9 protein-coding genes are annotated in these 16,575 nt (G+C 73.6%); 7 read left to right on the forward strand and 2 right to left on the reverse strand.

Features of this window, described 5'->3' with window-relative positions:
• Positions 1-430: 430 nt before the first annotated feature.
• Complete coding sequence (locus ACH4OW_RS17670; protein WP_398028685.1) at positions 431-604, reverse strand: DUF6104 family protein; 174 nt, start codon at positions 602-604, stop codon at positions 431-433.
• A gap of 167 nt (positions 605-771) precedes the next feature.
• Here ACH4OW_RS17670 and ACH4OW_RS17675 point away from each other — a divergent pair, with 167 nt between their 5' ends.
• From ACH4OW_RS17675 to fxsT, 7 genes are all read left to right on the forward strand, one after another.
• Complete coding sequence (locus tag ACH4OW_RS17675) at positions 772-1,125, forward strand: CU044_2847 family protein (RefSeq protein WP_360141375.1); 354 nt, start codon at positions 772-774, stop codon at positions 1,123-1,125.
• Positions 1,125-3,236 carry a trypsin-like peptidase domain-containing protein gene (locus ACH4OW_RS17680; protein WP_398028689.1) on the forward strand — a complete coding sequence of 704 codons (2,112 nt, stop codon included), beginning with the start codon at positions 1,125-1,127 and terminating at the stop codon, positions 3,234-3,236. Before ACH4OW_RS17675 ends, ACH4OW_RS17680 begins: the two co-directional genes overlap by 1 nt.
• Positions 3,237-3,421: 185 nt before the next feature.
• Positions 3,422-4,468: an AAA family ATPase gene (locus ACH4OW_RS17685; protein ID WP_398028691.1), complete on the forward strand. Its 1,047-nt coding sequence runs from the start codon at positions 3,422-3,424 to the stop codon at positions 4,466-4,468.
• Between the two features lie 6 nt (positions 4,469-4,474).
• A complete protein-coding gene (locus ACH4OW_RS17690) occupies positions 4,475-7,777 on the forward strand; it encodes an SAV_2336 N-terminal domain-related protein (protein WP_398028694.1) in 3,303 nt (1,100 codons plus the stop codon).
• Between the two features lie 82 nt (positions 7,778-7,859).
• A complete protein-coding gene (locus tag ACH4OW_RS17695; RefSeq protein WP_360141363.1) occupies positions 7,860-8,087 on the forward strand; it encodes a YxD-tail cyclophane-containing RiPP peptide in 228 nt (75 codons plus the stop codon).
• Positions 8,088-8,167: 80 nt separating this feature from the next.
• Complete coding sequence (locus ACH4OW_RS17700) at positions 8,168-9,409, forward strand: FxsB family cyclophane-forming radical SAM/SPASM peptide maturase (protein ID WP_398028697.1); 1,242 nt, start codon at positions 8,168-8,170, stop codon at positions 9,407-9,409.
• Positions 9,410-9,567: 158 nt separating this feature from the next.
• Positions 9,568-12,573 (forward strand): FxSxx-COOH system tetratricopeptide repeat protein, encoded by a 3,006-nt coding sequence (fxsT, locus tag ACH4OW_RS17705; RefSeq protein ID WP_398028699.1) that lies wholly within the window; start codon positions 9,568-9,570, stop codon positions 12,571-12,573.
• An 89-nt stretch (positions 12,574-12,662) separates the two neighbouring features.
• On the opposite strand, the gene ACH4OW_RS17710 is transcribed toward fxsT, so the two are convergent.
• On the reverse strand, positions 12,663-16,478 hold the full coding sequence (locus ACH4OW_RS17710) for a multifunctional oxoglutarate decarboxylase/oxoglutarate dehydrogenase thiamine pyrophosphate-binding subunit/dihydrolipoyllysine-residue succinyltransferase subunit (RefSeq protein ID WP_398028701.1): 3,816 nt from the start codon (positions 16,476-16,478) through the stop codon (positions 12,663-12,665).
• Positions 16,479-16,575 lie beyond the last annotated feature (97 nt).

Consider the following 16,575-nt stretch of genomic DNA (forward strand, 5'->3'; position numbering starts at 1 on the left):
CTGGTGTTGCGAGCTGTCGGCTGCGGGGACACCCCCCTGCACGTCCCCTCCGGCCGGTTCGGCAGCCCCGCGCGAGTGGGGGTGGGGGAGGGAAAAGACACCAGCAGCGCAGCAACCAGGAGGCGGTCTCCTCGCCACCGGGGGCCCACCCGGGGAAAGGCAAAGAACTGCCCCCCTTCGGGGGGCCTCGGCCACGACGGCGGGGTGGCCGCTATCCGGGCCCGGGGCCGGGGACACGCAGGGGGCTCCCCGCAGCCGACACGTCGCAACGCCAGGTTCAGCGTTCCAGACAAGGCTTCCGCGACTGCGGTGAGGAGAGACCCCTGCGGGGCCCCGGCCCCCCCACCCACCGGGCCTAACGCGCAAACGCGCGCCAGCGCGAAACGCGCGCAGCGCGACCAGGCAAGTGGGAAACCGCCCGCGTAGCGGGCTATTCCTCGTCGTCCAAGCGCGCCAGCCACGTCGCCAAACGTTCCACCGGGACCTCGAAGTCCGGGTTCAGGTCGACGAAGGTGCGCAGCTGTTCGGCCACCCAGCCGAGGGTGACCTCCTCCTCGCCGCGTCGGCTCTCCAGTTCCTCGATACCGCGATCCGTGAAATACACGCGCTCTCCACCAGGGTTCTTCGGGACGTACCCGGCCAGGATAGGCAGGCGCCCGACCCTCTCGCGTCACTCGCACCCTGGGGATAACCTGATCACCTGTCAGGGGAGACCATTACCACGGCCCTGTAGCAGTGTGCGTTGCCGCTCAGGGGGAGCAGGAGGCCGTGATGCGCGATCGCGCACATCTCATCGAGCTGCCCGACGGGACGGCGGTCTGGGCCCGGGTGTCCCGGCTGGACGTGGCCGGTGAGCCGGACGGGGAATTCGACGACGTGGGGGCCTGGGAGACGCTCGGCGCCCGGGTGGAGGGGCTGCGGGAGCTGGTCGGCGGGGTCGCCGCGAGTCTGCGGGAGGCGACCGAGCGGGTGGCGCCGGACGAGACCAGCGTGAGTTTCGGGGTGGAGGTGTCGGCGAAGCCGGGCCGCGCCGTGGCGATGCTCGCGGACGGTGAGGCCAAGGCGAACCTGTCGGTGACGCTCACCTGGCGCCGCCAGGAGGCGCCGGGCGATTCGGGTGCGTGATGGCGTCCCCGGAGGGCGGTCACGGGCGTGGTGAGGGGCGGGCGGACCGCGAGAAGTACGCGCGTCTCCTGGGGCACGCCGGGCGCGCCACCGTCGCCGTCTGCCCGCCACCGGGTGCGGGCGTGCACCCGGCGCAGCTGTGGGGCAGTGGTGTTTTCGTGGCCCCGGGGTGGGTGCTGACCTGCGCCCATGTGCTGGCCGCCGGTGACGGCCGGCGGCGTCCCACGGGGCCGGGCGGGGAGGTCGGGGTGGAGTTCGACGGCCGGGTGGTGGCGGCGCGCCTGGAGTACGACCTGAGCCGTCCGGCGCCCGTGGGCCCGTCCGGCGAGGACGCGGGGCAGGAGGCGGACGACGCCGGGCCCGGCGCGGAGCCGGGGCCGCGGGTCGACCTGGCGCTGTTGCGGCTGCTCGATCCGGGGGTGGTGCACCCGTGTGCCTGGCTGAGTGACCAGCCCGCGGCGCTTCTGGAGGACGCGTTCATCTTCCGGGGGCACGACCGGAGCGCGGTCGATCCGTTCATCGCGGTCCGGTTCGGTGCCCGGGATGCCCGCGGCCTCCAGTTCGGCAGTGACGTGCGCGTCACTCCGGGGGCGTCCGGCGGCCCGCTGCTGGACTGCGACCGGGGCGAGGTGGTCGGGATCGTCAAGGGCAGTCACCGCGAGGACCTGGTGGGTCTCGCGGTGCCGGTCACCGAGCTGCGCCGGCTGGCGCCGCACCATCTGGTGCCGGGGGCCGCGGGGCTCGGCGAGGACCCGTATCACGCGCTGATGTGCGGGCACGACCGCTGGCACTGGGCGGGGCAGGATCTCGGGGGTTCGGGCGAGCCCACCTGGTTCGACGCGCAGCACGCGATCATGTCGGGGCGCGGCCGCCTGTGGGGTGTGCAGGAGCGGCTCCAGGCGCTCGACCTGCTGGCGTCGCTGCCCGCGCCCCGTGACCCGCTGGTGGTGGGCGCTGCGGTCGCCGAGGCACTGGGCCGGGCGGATCCGGCGGGCCGTACCGGCCGTGCCGGGCCGTGGACGCTGCGTACCTGGCGGGACGGTCACGGCGCGCTGTACCAGGGGAGCGACCCGTATACGGAGCTGTGCGCCTTCGTGCACTACCTGCGCATCGTCGCGCAGCGCACGGCCGACGAGGCGCGCGGCGCGCCGGGGGACGAGGGCGCCGGGGCGCGCGCGGCGGCGGAGCGGCTGGCGCAGTTCGTGACGGCCAAGGCGGTGGTGCTGCTGCCCAGGGACCGTGAGCGGATCGGCCCGGTGCGGCGGCGCCCGGACGCGGTGCTGGTGGAGTTCGAGCCGCTGCACTACGACGACGCCGGTGGGCGGCAGCTGTTCAACTGGTCGGTCAGCGAGGGGTACGGGAAGGGCCAGTGGCAGCGCGTGGAGGTTCAGGAGGCGCACGAGGGGATGACCTTCGAGCAGGCCCGTGACCAGGTGTTGCAGCGGCTGGGCCCGCGGCTGCTGCGTGCCGACGACGCGGCGGGCGGCGTGCGGGTGCGCCTGGAGGTGGCGGTGCCGGAGGATCGCTGGCACACGCCGGCGGACCGCTGGCGGGTGCCGGCGTCGACCCGCCGTGCGGCGCGCTTGCGGCCGCTGGGCCCGGCGCGTGCGGTGGTGCTGCGCGACCAGGGGCGCCGCCAGGAGGTGGACCCGGCCTGGCTGCGCCGCTGGGAGGGCCTGGTCGCGGCCGGGCGGCTGACCGCGCTGCGGGTACCGGCCGGCGCCCGGGCCTCGGCGTCGGGGCTGTCGCGGCTGCTGGAGGAGGCGGCCGAGGGGGCGGTGCCGGCGATGTGCCGTTCGGTGGTGGAGGGGGTGGGGCAGGAGGCCGTCGGCTGGACCCTGGACACCGGCCATCCGGTCGCGCTGTGGGTCGCGGAGGGGCACGGCGCGCGCGACTGCGACCGGGTGTGTGACGAGTTCCACCGTGAGGTGCGGCAGTTGCTCGGCGCGCCGAAGGCGGTCGCCGAGATTCCCGAACTGGTCCGTGAGCTGCGGGCGAAGGCGGCGGAAGGGGGCGCTTCCTGGGCCCGGGACCTGGTGCTGCTGTACGACGATCCGGGCAACCCGATCCCTCAACTGTTCGCGCGGGGGGCGCAATTGTCGCCTCCGTGACACCCCTGGAGACCGGAAAACGCCCCGTATGCTTCCGTCCGGCTGGCTACTGTCCTAGCGTCGTGAGAGATTGCTAGAGGGCGGGTTCGGGGAGGACGGGAGAAGCGGGTGTCCACGCTTCCCCGGGGTCTTCCGCGGTCTTTCGCCCCCTGCCCGACGGCCGGCCGGCGACGAGGAGTTCCGACGTGAGCGACTGGCTCATCTACCGTGGCGCAGGGGCCCCGCACGACGGCATCGAGCAGTTACCACCGCCCCCGCCCTGGCGGGATTTCGACGGCGGCCCGCTCGTGGCGCCGCCCGCCGCCCTGGACCACGCCTCCGAGCGCAGGCTCGGCGTACAGCGCCGCGAGGCGAGTTACCACCGGCCGGGCGAGACGGAGCGCGAGCTGGTCAACGCGGCGCTCTACCTGCGCCGCCCCCTGCTGGTGACGGGCGCGCCGGGCAGCGGCAAGTCCACCCTGGCGCACTCGGTCGCGTACGAACTGGGTCTCGGGCGGGTGCTGAACTGGTCGATCGTCAGCCGCAGTTCGCTGCGCGACGGGCTGTACGAGTACGACGCCATCGGCCGCCTCCAGGACCTCCAGATCGAGCGCGCGGCCCGGTCGGAGCCGGAGTCGGCGGACGGCCCCCGGGTGCAGGAGCCCGGGGGCGGCATCGGGCGCTATATCCGCCTCGGTCCGCTCGGCACGGCTCTGCTGCCGGCCGCCAAGCCGCGTGTCCTGCTCGTCGACGAGCTGGACAAGAGCGACATCGACCTGCCGAACGATCTGCTCAACGTGCTGGAGGAAGGGGAGTTCCGGATTCCGGAGCTGGAGCGGCTGGCCGGATCCGCCCCCGAGGTGCCGGTGCTCGGCGACGACGGCAGCCAGGTCACCGTGCGCGACGGCCGGGTGCGCTGCCGCGCCTTCCCGTTCATCGTGCTGACCAGCAACGGCGAGCGGGACTTCCCCGCGCCGCTGCTGCGCCGCTGCATCCACCTGAACATACCGACGCCCGACAAGGAGCGCCTCGCCGACATGGTCAGGGCGCACTTCGGCGAGAGCGCGGCGGCCGATTACGAGTCGGTGATCGACCGCTTCCTGGACCGCGAGCCCGGCGACGTGCGCGCCGTCGACCAGCTGTTCAACGCCATCCACCTGACGCAGAAGGCCGGCTGGGCGGACGAGGACGAGGAGGAGACGCGGCGGCGCCTGACGGCCGAACTGCTGCGGCCCCTGGATCGGACCAGGTGAGCCGCGGTGCCGGCCGGCGAACCGGGCTTCGGCCCCCTCGGTGAGATCGTCGCGCGGCTGCGCGCGGCCGGTCTGCCCGCCGATGCCCGCGCCATGGCGGACGCGCTGTGGCTGGCCCGGTGGATCACCCCGGAGGCGCCCGGAGGCGGGCAGCCGCCCGCCGACGATCCCGGCCAGGCCGGCACACACAGGCCAAAACCGGCCACTTTCTCCGTCGATCCCCGCGGCCGGGAGCCGGCCCGCGACGCCCCTTCCCGTACGGAGCCCGCCGCGCGCGACCGCCCCCGCCGCACGGAGGTGGAGCTGCTGCCGGCCCAGGACGACCGCGCCCTCGCCCCCGGCCGCGGGCGGCTCGGCGAGGTCGGCATCCCCGTCGCCTCCGCCTTTCCCGGCCTGCTGCCGCTGCAACGCGCCCTGCGGCCGGTGCAGCGCTACCACCCGCCCGTGGCCCCGGCCCGGCGGGAACTGGACGAGGCCGCCACCGCCGACCTCTCCGCGCACGCCGAGCTGATCATCCCGGTGCTGCGCGGCGTCCGCCGCCGCGCGGCCGGCATGCGCCTGTTGATGGACGGCTCCTCCTCGATGGCCGTATGGGAACAGATGCTGCACGACCTGCGGCAGGTCTGCGAAAGGGTGGGGGCCTTCCGCGACGTGACGGTGCACTGGCTCCACCCGTACGGCGACGAGGTCGGCGTCGCGGCCGGGCCGGGGCGGGACGCCCCGCTGCGCCCGGCCGACCAGCTGCACGACCCCACGGGCCACCACCTCACCCTCGTCGTCAGCGACTGCGCGGGCCCCCTCTGGCGCGACGGGCGCATCCAGCGGCTGCTCTACCGCTGGGTGGCCGACGCGCCGCTCGCCGTCGTGCAGCCCCTGCCGCAGCGCATGTGGTCGCGCACCCTGTTCCCCGCCCTCGCCGGCACCCTCGTACGCCGCCAGGGCCCGTACTGCGCCCTGGACTTCAAGCCCGCCAGGCGCCGCCGCCGTGCTCCGTCGGCGGACGGGCGCGGGCGCGAGGAGGGTCGCGAGCGCGCCGTGCCGGTGCTCTCGGCGGCGCCCGCCGCCCTCGGCTCCTGGGCCAGGCTGGCCGCGGCCGAGTCCGGCCTCTCGCTGCGCGGCGCCGCCGCCCTCGTACGCCGCGACCACGGCCTGGGCGCGGACCTCACGCGCCGCCACGAGCTGCCCGAACCGGCGCGGCTGGTACGCGAGTTCGAGCAGACCGCCTCGCCCGACGCCCGCCACCTGGCCGTCCACCTCTCGGCCGTGCCGCTCGCGCTGCCCGTCATCCAGCTCGTGCAGCGCGCCATGCTGCCCCAGACCGGCCCGGCCGAGCTGGCGGAGGTGCTGCTCAGCGGTCTGGTCGAGCAGCTCACCGACCCGGCGGTACCGGCCGGGCGCGAGGCCGGCGGCCCCTGGTACGAATTCGCGCCCGGCGTGCGCGACGAGCTGCTGAGCCGCCTGAGCGCCGGCGAGGCCGCCCTCGTCCTCAAGCACTGCTCCCTCTACATCGAGCGCACCTTCGGCCGCAGCGCCCGCAACTTCCCCGCCGTCGCCGTCGCCATGCTCTCCGGCAGCGGCCGGGAACCGGCGACCGGGCAGCGGGCCGTGCCCGAGCCGTTCGCGCGGGTCTCCGAGCGGGTGCTGCGCCGCTTCGAACCGGCCCTCAGGACGCCCGCACAGCTGACGTACGCGCCCGACGGCCCCGCCGCCGAGGGCGCGGCCCTGCTGGAGCGCTACGAAAGCGACGGCACCGTACGGGACTTGATCGAAGCCGTACGCCTGCTGCGCGCCGCGACGCAGCAGCTGCCCGCCGCGGGCACCGACCTCGCCCGCGCGCTGCTGCACGGCTGGGCGAAGTGGCGGCAGCCGGACGCCCTGGAGGAGGCGGAGCGGGCGGTACGGGCGGCGGCCGAGGCCGTCGGCGAGGACCCGGCCCAGTCGCCGGACGGGGACGGCGAGGCGCGCGTCAGGGCCCTGATCGTGCTCGCCAGGGTCCGCTACGCCGGTGCGCAGGAACGCGGCGCGGCGGGGTACCCGGACGGCGAGCGCGGTGCGCTGGAGGACGCCGCGCGCCACCTGCAGGACGCCTGCGGGCTGATGAGCCTGCTGGACCCCCGCGTATTGGAGAGCATGGTGCTGCGTACCGAAGTGCTGCGGCGGCTCGCCGCGCTGCCCTCGGCCGCCGTGTCCGGGCACGGGCGCGCCGGCGACCCGCTCGGCGAGGCCGAGGAAGCCCTGACCACCCTCCTCGAACAGTGGCCCAGCGGCGAACAGGTGCCCGGCGAGATCTACGCCGCGCGCGGCGGCGTCCTGCTGGACCAGGCGCGCCGCGCCGCCGGCCGCGAAACCGGCGCCGACACGCCCACCGGGGCGCTCGCCCTGCGCGCCACCGCCGACCTGGACACCGCCACGGTCCTGCTGCGCCGCCGCGGCAGCGGCGCCGACCGCAAGGTGTGCGAGACGCTGCTGGAGCTGGCGCAGGCCCGCAGCCTGCTCGGCGGCGCGCACGGCCCGCCCGCCGTGCTGCCCGTCCTGGAGCGCGCCCGCGCGCTCGCCCGCGAACTGGACGACCCGAACCTGGAGGCGGAGGCCCTGGCCCGTACGGCGACCGCGCACCGCTCCCTGCACACCCGCACCGGCGACGTCCACGCGCTGGACGCGGCGATCGACGCGCTGGCCGCCGCGCTCCGGCTGACCACCCCCGACTCGCCCGAGCACAGCTCCCTGCTCGCCGAGCGCGGCGCGGCCCTGCTGCTGCGCGCCCGGCTGGAGCCCCCGGGCGAGCCGGGGAAGCGGCTGGCCAACGAGGCGGTGCACGTGCTGCGCGAGGCGCTCGCCCGGGTCGCCCCGCACGATCCCGCGCTGGGCTCCCACCGGCTGCTGTTCGGGCGCGCCCTGCGGCTGCGCAACGACCGGCAGCCCTCGCTGGCCGACCTGCACGAGGCCGACTGGGTGCTGGAGCTGGCCGCGCGCGGCTCGGAGGACCCGGCCGTGTGCGCGGAGGCGTGGCTGGAGGTCGGCGACGTCCAGCTGTCCCTGGACCGGCGCTTCGGCTCCCGGGAGCGGCACGACCGCGCCGCCGCGAGCTACCGCAGGGCGGCGGCCGACGCCGAGCGGGCGGGCAGCCCCCTGCTGGCTGCGCGCGCCCACCACCGCAGGGCCGGGGTCCTGGAGGACACGGCGGGGCCGCAGGCGGCGCTGCCGGCGTACCGGGAGAGCTGGGAGCAGTGGCAGCGCGCGGCCGAGGAGAACGGCCCGGAGGCCCGGCGCACGAGGGAGCGGATGCGCGCCCTGGAACCGTCCGAATGACCGGCTGACCCGGCCGGTCCGGGGGTTTCCGTGCCCGGGCGCGCGGGAAAACACCCGTCCACCCGGCCCAGAGGAGAACAGCGTGGCGACAGTCCCCGTCACCGGTACGGCCCCGGCCGCACCGGCCGAGCCGTCCGGCCCGTCGGCCGAGCCGCTGCCGGACTTCGGCGGTGTCGATGTGGCCGCGGTGGCCGCGCGGACGGGCCACCCGGTGCTGGGGGCGGTGGCGTCCCTGCTCCTGCGCAACTGGACACCCGCGGCCGAGGCGGTGGCGTACTACGACGACGGGCCGGGCCCCGACGTACGCTGAGAGGCTGGCGCGTACCGGCCGCCGACGGCGGTTTTTGGGCAATCGGGCGGCGGATCCGGCCAGTTGTCGTTGCCCTGTGCATGACTCCCGGTGGCCGAGCCAGATATGGCCACAGCGGGGCCCCTGCCGGGGTGCCCGGACGTCGGAAGCAGGCAGGGGGCGGCGTCGTGGTGTGCCAGAGCCGTCCAGACACCGCGGTCCCCTTCCGGCAGTTCGTCCTGAAGACCCACAGCCGCTGCAACCTCGCCTGCACCTACTGCTACATCTACGCGGGCCCGGACCGCAGCTGGCGCGACCGCCCGCCGCACGCGCCGCCCGGCACCGTACGCCAGACCGCCCTGCGCATCGCCGAACACGTACGCGCCCACGGCCTGCGCGACATCCGCGTCGACCTGCACGGCGGCGAACCCCTGCTCACCGGGCCCGGACCGCTGCTCGACCAGGCGGCCGCGCTGCGCGCGGCCCTGCCGCCGGACTGCCGCGCGCACCTCGGCGTGCAGACCAACGGCACCCTGCTCACCGAGCCGGTGCTCGACGCCCTGGCCGGCGCCGGGTTCCGCGTCGGCCTCAGCCTGGACGGCGGCACCCCGGGCCTCAACCGCCGGCGCCTGGACCACGCGGGCCGCGCCTCCTGGCCCGCGGCCTCCCGCGCCGCCCGGCTGCTGGCCCGCCGCCCCGGCGTCTTCGCCGGCATCCTGTGCACCATCGACCTCACGTCCGACCCGGCCCTGGTCTACCGCTCGCTGCGCGCGCTCGGCCCCCCGATGCTCGACTTCCTCCTGCCGCACGCCAACTGGACGAGCCGCCCGCCGGTGCCACCGGGACCGGCGGGCCCCACCCCGTACGGCGACTGGCTGTGCACCGTCTTCGACCTGTGGTGGGGCGAGCCGGGACCGGCACCCCGGGTCCGCCTCTTCACCGAGATCATCGGCCTGCTGCTGGGCCGCCCGAGCACCAGCGAAGCGGTCGGCCTGTCGCCCGTCGTCGCGCTCGTGGTCGACACCGACGGCGCCATCGAGCAGGTCGACTCCCTCAAATCGGCGTACGAGGGTGCCGCCGCCACCGGCCTGGACGTCTTCCGCAACAGCTTCGACGAGGCGCTGGGCCATCCGGGCATGACCGCCCGCAGGCTGGGCGCCGACGGCCTGTGCGCCCAGTGCCGCTCCTGCCCGCTGCTCACGGTGTGCGGCGGAGGCAACTACGCCCACCGCTACCGCGCCGGCGGCACCGGCTTCCGTAACCCGTCCGTGTACTGCGCCGACCTGGAACGGGTGATCCGGCACATCGCGTCCCGGCTGGCGGCCGAGGTGCGCGCGGGCTGACGACCACGGCCGGTACGGCACCGGCGCCCTTATCCGTCAACTGGCGTACTGTAAACACGTCCTGACGTGGCGTCGCCGCGAGGGAGGACACTTGGGCTATCGTGCCGAACAGCCAGCTCGCGCACGCGCGGACCACCGCACCCCGAGGAGACGGTCGCATGGTCGGTACGTCCGGTAACACCGGCTCCGGAGAGCACATCACCATCAGCTACGCGGGCTTCAACCGGCCGTGGGCGGCGTGGATTTCGCACCAGCTCGAACAGCTCGGACACGGCACCACCATGCTGCGCTGGGACCCGCCCGCCGACAGCCCCCTCACCGAGGAACTGGCCGGCCTGCTCGCCGCCGAGGGCCGCCTGCTGATGGTGCTCGACGACTGGTACTTCAAGCTCGGCCCCAAGACCCACGAGGAGTGGACGTCCGCCCTCCAGGAGGTGGTGCCGGACCACTCCGAGCGGTTCGCGGCCGTCAGCGTGGCCACCCAGCGGCTGCCCGCCACCGCGTCCGTGCTGCGCCCGGCCGACCTGCGCGACCTGGACGCCGTCGAGGCCAACCGGCGCGTCCTGAACCGCCTCGGCGTGCCGGCCGCCAAACGGCGCCCCGCCGACCCCGACGCCAACGCGCCGCGCTTCCCCAACGACCCGCCCGAGATCTGGAACATCCCCCGCCGCAACAACCGCTTCACCGGCCGCGACACCGCGCTGGAGGAGCTGCACGGCAAGCTGGCGGGCCCGGTCCCCGGCCTCGGCCAGCCGCTGGAGACCCGGATCGCCCTGTACGGCATCTCCGGCGTCGGCAAGAGCCAGATCGCCGCCGAGTACGCCCACCGCTTCGGCAACGACTACGACGTCGTGTGGTGGATCAGCGCCACCAACCGGGGCGCCGCCCGCGAGCAGCTCGCCGAGCTGGCCACCCGCCTCGGCCTGCCCGTCGGCCAGGAGCTGGGCGACCGCATCCGCGCCGTCCACGAGGCGCTGCGCGTCGGCCGCCCGTACCGCCGCTGGCTGCTGATCTTCGACAGCGCCGACGACATGGAGCAGATCGAGGACCTGGTGCCGGACGGCCGCGGGCACGTCCTGATCACCACCCTCACCCGCGACTGGTCCGGCTCCGGCAGCGCCCAGGAGATCGAGGTGCTGCCCTTCACCCGCATCGAGTCGGTCGCCTACGCGCGGCGGCGCGCCCCGCGGCTGACCAACATGGAAGCCGACAAGCTCGCCGACGCCGTGCAGGACCTGCCGCTGCTGCTCGCCCAGACCGCCGCCTGGCTGGACGCCAACCCGATGGCGCCCAAGGAGTACATCGAACTGATCCGCCGCGGCGAGCCCAGCCTGGTCGGCATCCGCATCTCCACCGACTACCCGATGGCCTTCCAGACCAGCTGGGCCATAACGCTGAACACCCTGCGCGAGCGCAGCCCCGCCGCGGTCGAACTGCTCAAACTGTTCGCCTTCTTCGCGCCCGACGCGATCCCCGTGCCCATGCTCGCCCGCGCCCGGCGCGGCGACCTGCCCGAGTACCTGGCCGACCTGGCGGCCGAGCCGATCAGCTGGAACACCGCGCTGCGCCGGCTCACCGAGTCCACCGCCGTACGCCTGGACTACCAGGTCGCGCAGACCACCACGGACCCCGCCGTGGAGACCGCGCAGATGCACCGGCTCTACCACCGGTTCCTGCGCAGCGACATGCCCGAGGACGAGCGGGACGCCATGTCCGCCACGGCCTGCCGGGTGTTGGCCACCGCCGACCCGCAGAGCCCCTCCGACACCAGGACCTGGGAGCGCTACGCCGCCCTGATCCCGCACCTGGAACCGGCCGGGGTCCTGGACAGCCCGGAGACCTCCGTCCAGGAACTGCTGCTGAACTGCATCGAGTACCTGCGGGTACGCGGCGAGTACCGGATCGGCCTGCGGCTGTGCGAGCAGTTCCTCTCCCGCTGGCGCACCCGCATCGCGCCCACCCAGCGCACCATGCTCGTGATCACCCACCAGCACGCCAACATGCTGCGCAGGCTGGGCCGCTACCGCGAGGCCGAGGCGGTCGGCAGCGCCATCGTCGAGGAACTCGCCGCCGAACGCGGACCGGAAGACGGCTCGCTGCTGCGCGCCCAGGACGGCCTCGCCGGCACCCTGATGGCCCTGGGCTCCTACAGCCAGGCGCGCGACATCTTCGACTCGGTCGTCCGCGGCCGTACCGAGCTGCTCGGGCCCGAGGCGCCGCTGACCCTCTCCTCGCGCAGCAACCTCGCCTCGGCGCTCAGCGCGCTCGGCCGCTACGAGGAAGCGCTCACCCTCTTCGGCGAGGTGCTGCTGGTCTGGGAGCGCGAACTGCGCTCCCGGCACCACCTCACCCTCGGCGCGGTCTCGTCCTACGCCCGCGTGCTGCGCCTGCTCGGCCGCTACACCGACGCGCTCTCCCGCCAGGAGATGAACGTCCGCCTCTATCACCAGGTCATGGGCCGGCACACCCCGATGACCCTGCGCGCCGAGCACAACCTCGCGCTGTGCATGCGCCGCTCCGGCGCCGTCACCCAGGCCGACGCGCTGATGGCCGACGTGGTGGAGCGCTCCCGCCGGGTGCACGGCCCCCGCCATCCGGAAACGCTCATGATGCAGGCCAACTACGCCACCTTCCTGCGCGAGCACGGCGATCTCGGCGAGGCCAAGGAACTGGGCGAGGAGGCCGCAGACCGGTACCGCACCCTGGTCGGCGAGGCGCACCCGTTCACCGTCGGCACACTCGGCAACACCGGCCTGGTGTGCTGGGAGTTCGGCGAGCGGGACAACGCCCTGGCCATCGCCGAACGGGCGCTGAGCGGCATGACCGAAGCGGTCGGTCCCGACCACCCCTGGACGCTGGGCTGCGCCCTGAACGCCGCCGGCGCCCGCAACCGCGTCGACGACGAGGAGAGCGCCGCCGAGCTGAGCCGCGACACCCTGGAGCGCGCCAAGCGGGTGCTCGGCGACACCCACCCGCTGACGCTCTCCGCCAAGACGGCCCTCGCCGACGACCTGCGGGCGCTGCGGCGCGGCCAGGAGGCGTCAAAGCTGGAGCAGGAGGCCGTACAGCAGCTCACCGAGACCCTGGGCGCCGAGCACCCCCACACCCTCTCCACCCGCCGCCGGCGCCGCCCGTACTGGGACTTCGAGCCGCAGCCGGTCTGAGAAGCCCGCAGGCGAACGGCCAGGGGCCCCGCCGCGAACGAGTGACGTTCGCGGCGGGGCCCCTGGCTATCACACCGGTGGGGTGCGGGCTACGCGTCGAACGCCTCGGCGATCAGCGCGGCCTGCTCGGCCTGGTGGCGCTTGGCCGAACCCACGGCCGGCGACGAGGAGTGCGGCCGCGAGATGCGGCGCAGGCGCTCGCCGTGCGGCACGTCGGCACCGACGGACAGGTCCAGGTGGTCGATCAGGTTCAGACCCAGGAACGGCCACGCACCCTGGTTCGCCGGCTCCTCCTGCACCCACAGGTACTTGCCCGCGTTCGGGTACTTGGCGATCTCCGCCTGGAGCTCCTTGCCGGGCAGCGGGTACAGCCGCTCGATACGGACCAGCGCCGTGTCGAACGCGCCGCGCTTGACCCGCTCCGCCTCCAGGTCGTAGTAGACCTTGCCGGAGCAGAAGATCACCTTGGTGACGTCCCCGGCCTTCGCCGCGTCGTCCCCGATGACCGGGCGGAAGCCGCCCGTGGTGAACTCCGCCGTCTTCGACGCCGCGGCCTTGAGACGCAGCATCGACTTCGGGGTGAAGACGACCAGCGGCTTGTGGTGCGGGTTGTGCACCTGCCAGCGCAGCAGGTGGAAGTAGTTCGACGGGAGCGTCGGCATGGCGACCGTCATGTTGTTCTGCGCGCACAGCTGGAGGAAGCGCTCGATACGGGCCGAGGAGTGGTCCGGGCCCTGGCCCTCGTAGCCGTGCGGCAGCAGCAGGGTGACGCCGGAGGTCTGGCCCCACTTCTGCTCCGCCGAGGAGATGAACTCGTCGACGATGGTCTGCGCGCCGTTGGCGAAGTCACCGAACTGCGCCTCCCACAGGACCAGCGCCTCGGGGCGGGCGAGCGAGTAGCCGTACTCGAAGCCCATCGCCGCGTACTCGCTCAGCAGCGAGTCGTAGACGTTGAAGCGCGCCTGGTCCTCGGACAGGTAGAGCAGCGGGGTGTAGTCCTCGCCGGTCTCCCGGTCCACCAGCACCGCGTGGCGCTGGCCGAAGGTGCCGCGGCGGGAGTCCTGGCCCGACAGGCGGACCGGGGTGCCCTCCATCAGCAGCGAGCCGAAGGCGAGGGTCTCGCCGGTGCCCCAGTCGATCGTGTCGTCCTCCACCTGGGCCGCGCGGCGCTGCAGCTGCGGCAGCAGGCGCGGGTGGACGGTGACCCGCTCGGGGATGTTGACCTGGGACTCGGCGATCCGCTTGACGACCTCCTGGGAGATCGCGGTGTCCACGGCGACCGGGAACTCGGCCTGCGGCTCCGGCACCTCGGGGGCGGCCGGGGCGGTGGTGGCCTCGCGGACCTCCGTGAAGACCTTCTCCAGCTGGCCCTGGAAGTCCTGGAGGGCCTGCTCGGCCTCCTCCAGCGTGATGTCGCCGCGGCCGATCAGCGACTCGGTGTAGAGCTTGCGCACCGAGCGCTTCTTGTCGATCAGGTCGTACATCAGCGGCTGCGTGAAGCCCGGGTTGTCGGTCTCGTTGTGACCGCGGCGCCGGTAGCAGATCAGGTCGATGACGACGTCCTTGTTGAACGCCTGGCGGAACTCGAAGGCGAGGCGCGCGACGCGCACCACGGCCTCCGGGTCGTCACCGTTCACGTGGAAGATCGGCGCCTCGATCATGCGGGCCACGTCCGTGGCGTACATGGAGGAGCGGGCCGACTCCGGCGCGGCGGTGAAGCCGACCTGGTTGTTGATGACGATGTGCACGGTGCCGCCGGTGCGGTAGCCGCGCAGCTGCGACATGTTCAGCGTCTCGGCGACCACACCCTGGCCCGCGAAGGCCGCGTCGCCGTGCAGCTGGACCGGCAGGACGGTGAAGTCCGTACCGCCCTTGCCGATGATGTCCTGCTTGGCGCGGGAGACGCCCTCGACGATCGGGTCGACCGCTTCGAGGTGCGAGGGGTTGGCGGCCAGCGAGACCTTGATCTGCTCGCCGTCCAGGCCGGTGAAGGTGCCCTCGGCGCCCAGGTGGTACTTCACGTCGCCGGAGCCGTGCATCGACTTCGGGTCGAGGTTGCCCTCGAACTCGCGGAAGATCTGCGCGTACGACTTGCCGACGATGTTGGCGAGCACGTTCAGGCGGCCGCGGTGGGCCATGCCGATGACGACCTCGTCCAGGCGCGACTCGGCGGCCGAGTCGATGACCGCGTCCAGCAGCGGGATGACGGACTCGCCGCCCTCCAGGGAGAACCGCTTCTGGCCGACGTACTTCGTCTGGAGGAAGGTCTCGAACGCCTCGGCGGAGTTCAGGCGGCGCAGGATGCGCAGCTGCTCCTCGCGCTCCGGCTTGGAGTGCCCGCGCTCGACCCGGTCCTGGATCCACTTGCGCTGCTTGGGGTCCTGGATGTGCATGAACTCGATGCCGGTGGTGCGGCAGTACGAGTCGCGCAGCACGCCCAGGATGTCGCGCAGCTTCATCATGGTCTTGCCGGCGAAGCCGCCGACGGCGAACTCCCGCTCCAGGTCCCACAGCGTCAGCCCGTGCTCGATGATGTCGAGGTCGGGGTGCTTGCGCTGCTCGTACTCCAGCGGGTCGGTGTCGGCCATGACGTGGCCGCGCACCCGGTAGGCGTGGATCAGGTCGAAGACCCGGGCCGCCTTGGTGACGTCGTCGTCGTGGGAGACGTCGATGTCGCGCAGCCAGCGCACCGGCTCGTAGGGGATGCGCAGCGACTTGAAGATGTCGTCGAAGAAGTCGTTCTCGCCGAGCAGCAGTTGGTTCATGATGCGCAGGAACTCGCCGGAGGCGGCGCCCTGGATCACGCGGTGGTCGTACGTGCTGGTCAGCGTCATGACCTTGGAGATGCCCAGCTTGTTCAGGGTGTCCTGCGAGGTGCCCTGGAACTCGGCCGGGTAGTCCATCGCGCCGACGCCGATGATGAGGCCCTGACCGGGCATCAGGCGGGGCACGGAGTGGACGGTGCCGATGCCGCCCGGGTTCGTCAGCGACGCGGTGACCCCGGTGAAGTCGTCCATCGTCAGCTTGTTGTTGCGGGCGCGGCGGACGATGTCCTCGTACGCCTGCCAGAACTCGAAGAAGCTGAGCGTCTCCGCCTTCTTGATGGCCGCGACGACGAGCTGGCGGTCACCGTTGGGCTTGACCAGGTCGATGGCCAGGCCGAGGTTGACGTGCTCGGGCTTGACCAGCGTCGGCTTGCCGTCCTTCTCCTGGAAGGAGTAGTTCATCGACGGCATGGCCTTGAGGGCCTGCACCATCGCGTACCCGATGAGGTGGGTGAAGGAGACCTTCCCGCCACGGGCGCGCTTGAGGTGGTTGTTGATGACGATGCGGTTGTCGAACAGCAGCTTCACCGGGACGGCGCGCACGGACGTGGCCGTGGGCAGCTCCAGGGAGGCGTTCATGTTCTTCGCCACGGCGGCGGAGGGGCCACGGAGGGTGACCAGTTCCGGGCCTGCGGGCGCCTCGTCGGGCTTCACGTCGTCCTTCTTGGCTGCGGGCTTTGCGGGTGCGGTCTTCGCGGGAGCGGCCTTGGCGGGCGCCGGGGCGCTCGCGGCGGGCTCGGCCGGGGCGGCGGGCTGCGCCGCGGCGGGCTCGGCGGCCTTCGGCGCGGGCTGCTGCGCGGCGGGGGCCGCGGGCGCGCTCGGTGCGGCCTGGGGCGTTCCGGCGGCCGGAGTGGCGGGGCTGCCGGCACTCGCCGGGCTCGGCGCGGTGGCGCCCGCTCCCGGCTTGTAGTCGGCGAAGAAGTCCCACCAGGCTCGGTCTACCGAGTTCGGGTCCTGGAGGTACTGCTGGTAGATCTCGTCGACGAGCCACTCGTTCGGACCGAACGCGGCAGCAGGGTTCTTACCCTGCCCCTCTTGGTCAGTCGAAGTGCTCGAACTGTTGGGGGACTGTGGCGACACGGCGGCAACCGCCCTCTTCCGCTTCCTAAGGTGGTGGACAGCGGGAATAAAGGCTACGCCTCTCCCGACCTTTGGTGCAGTCCGGGAGGGTCAGTCG

The sequence above is a fragment of the Streptomyces sp. NPDC017056 genome (assembly GCF_044332485.1).
In the GTDB taxonomy this organism is placed as follows: Bacteria; Actinomycetota; Actinomycetes; order Streptomycetales; family Streptomycetaceae; genus Streptomyces.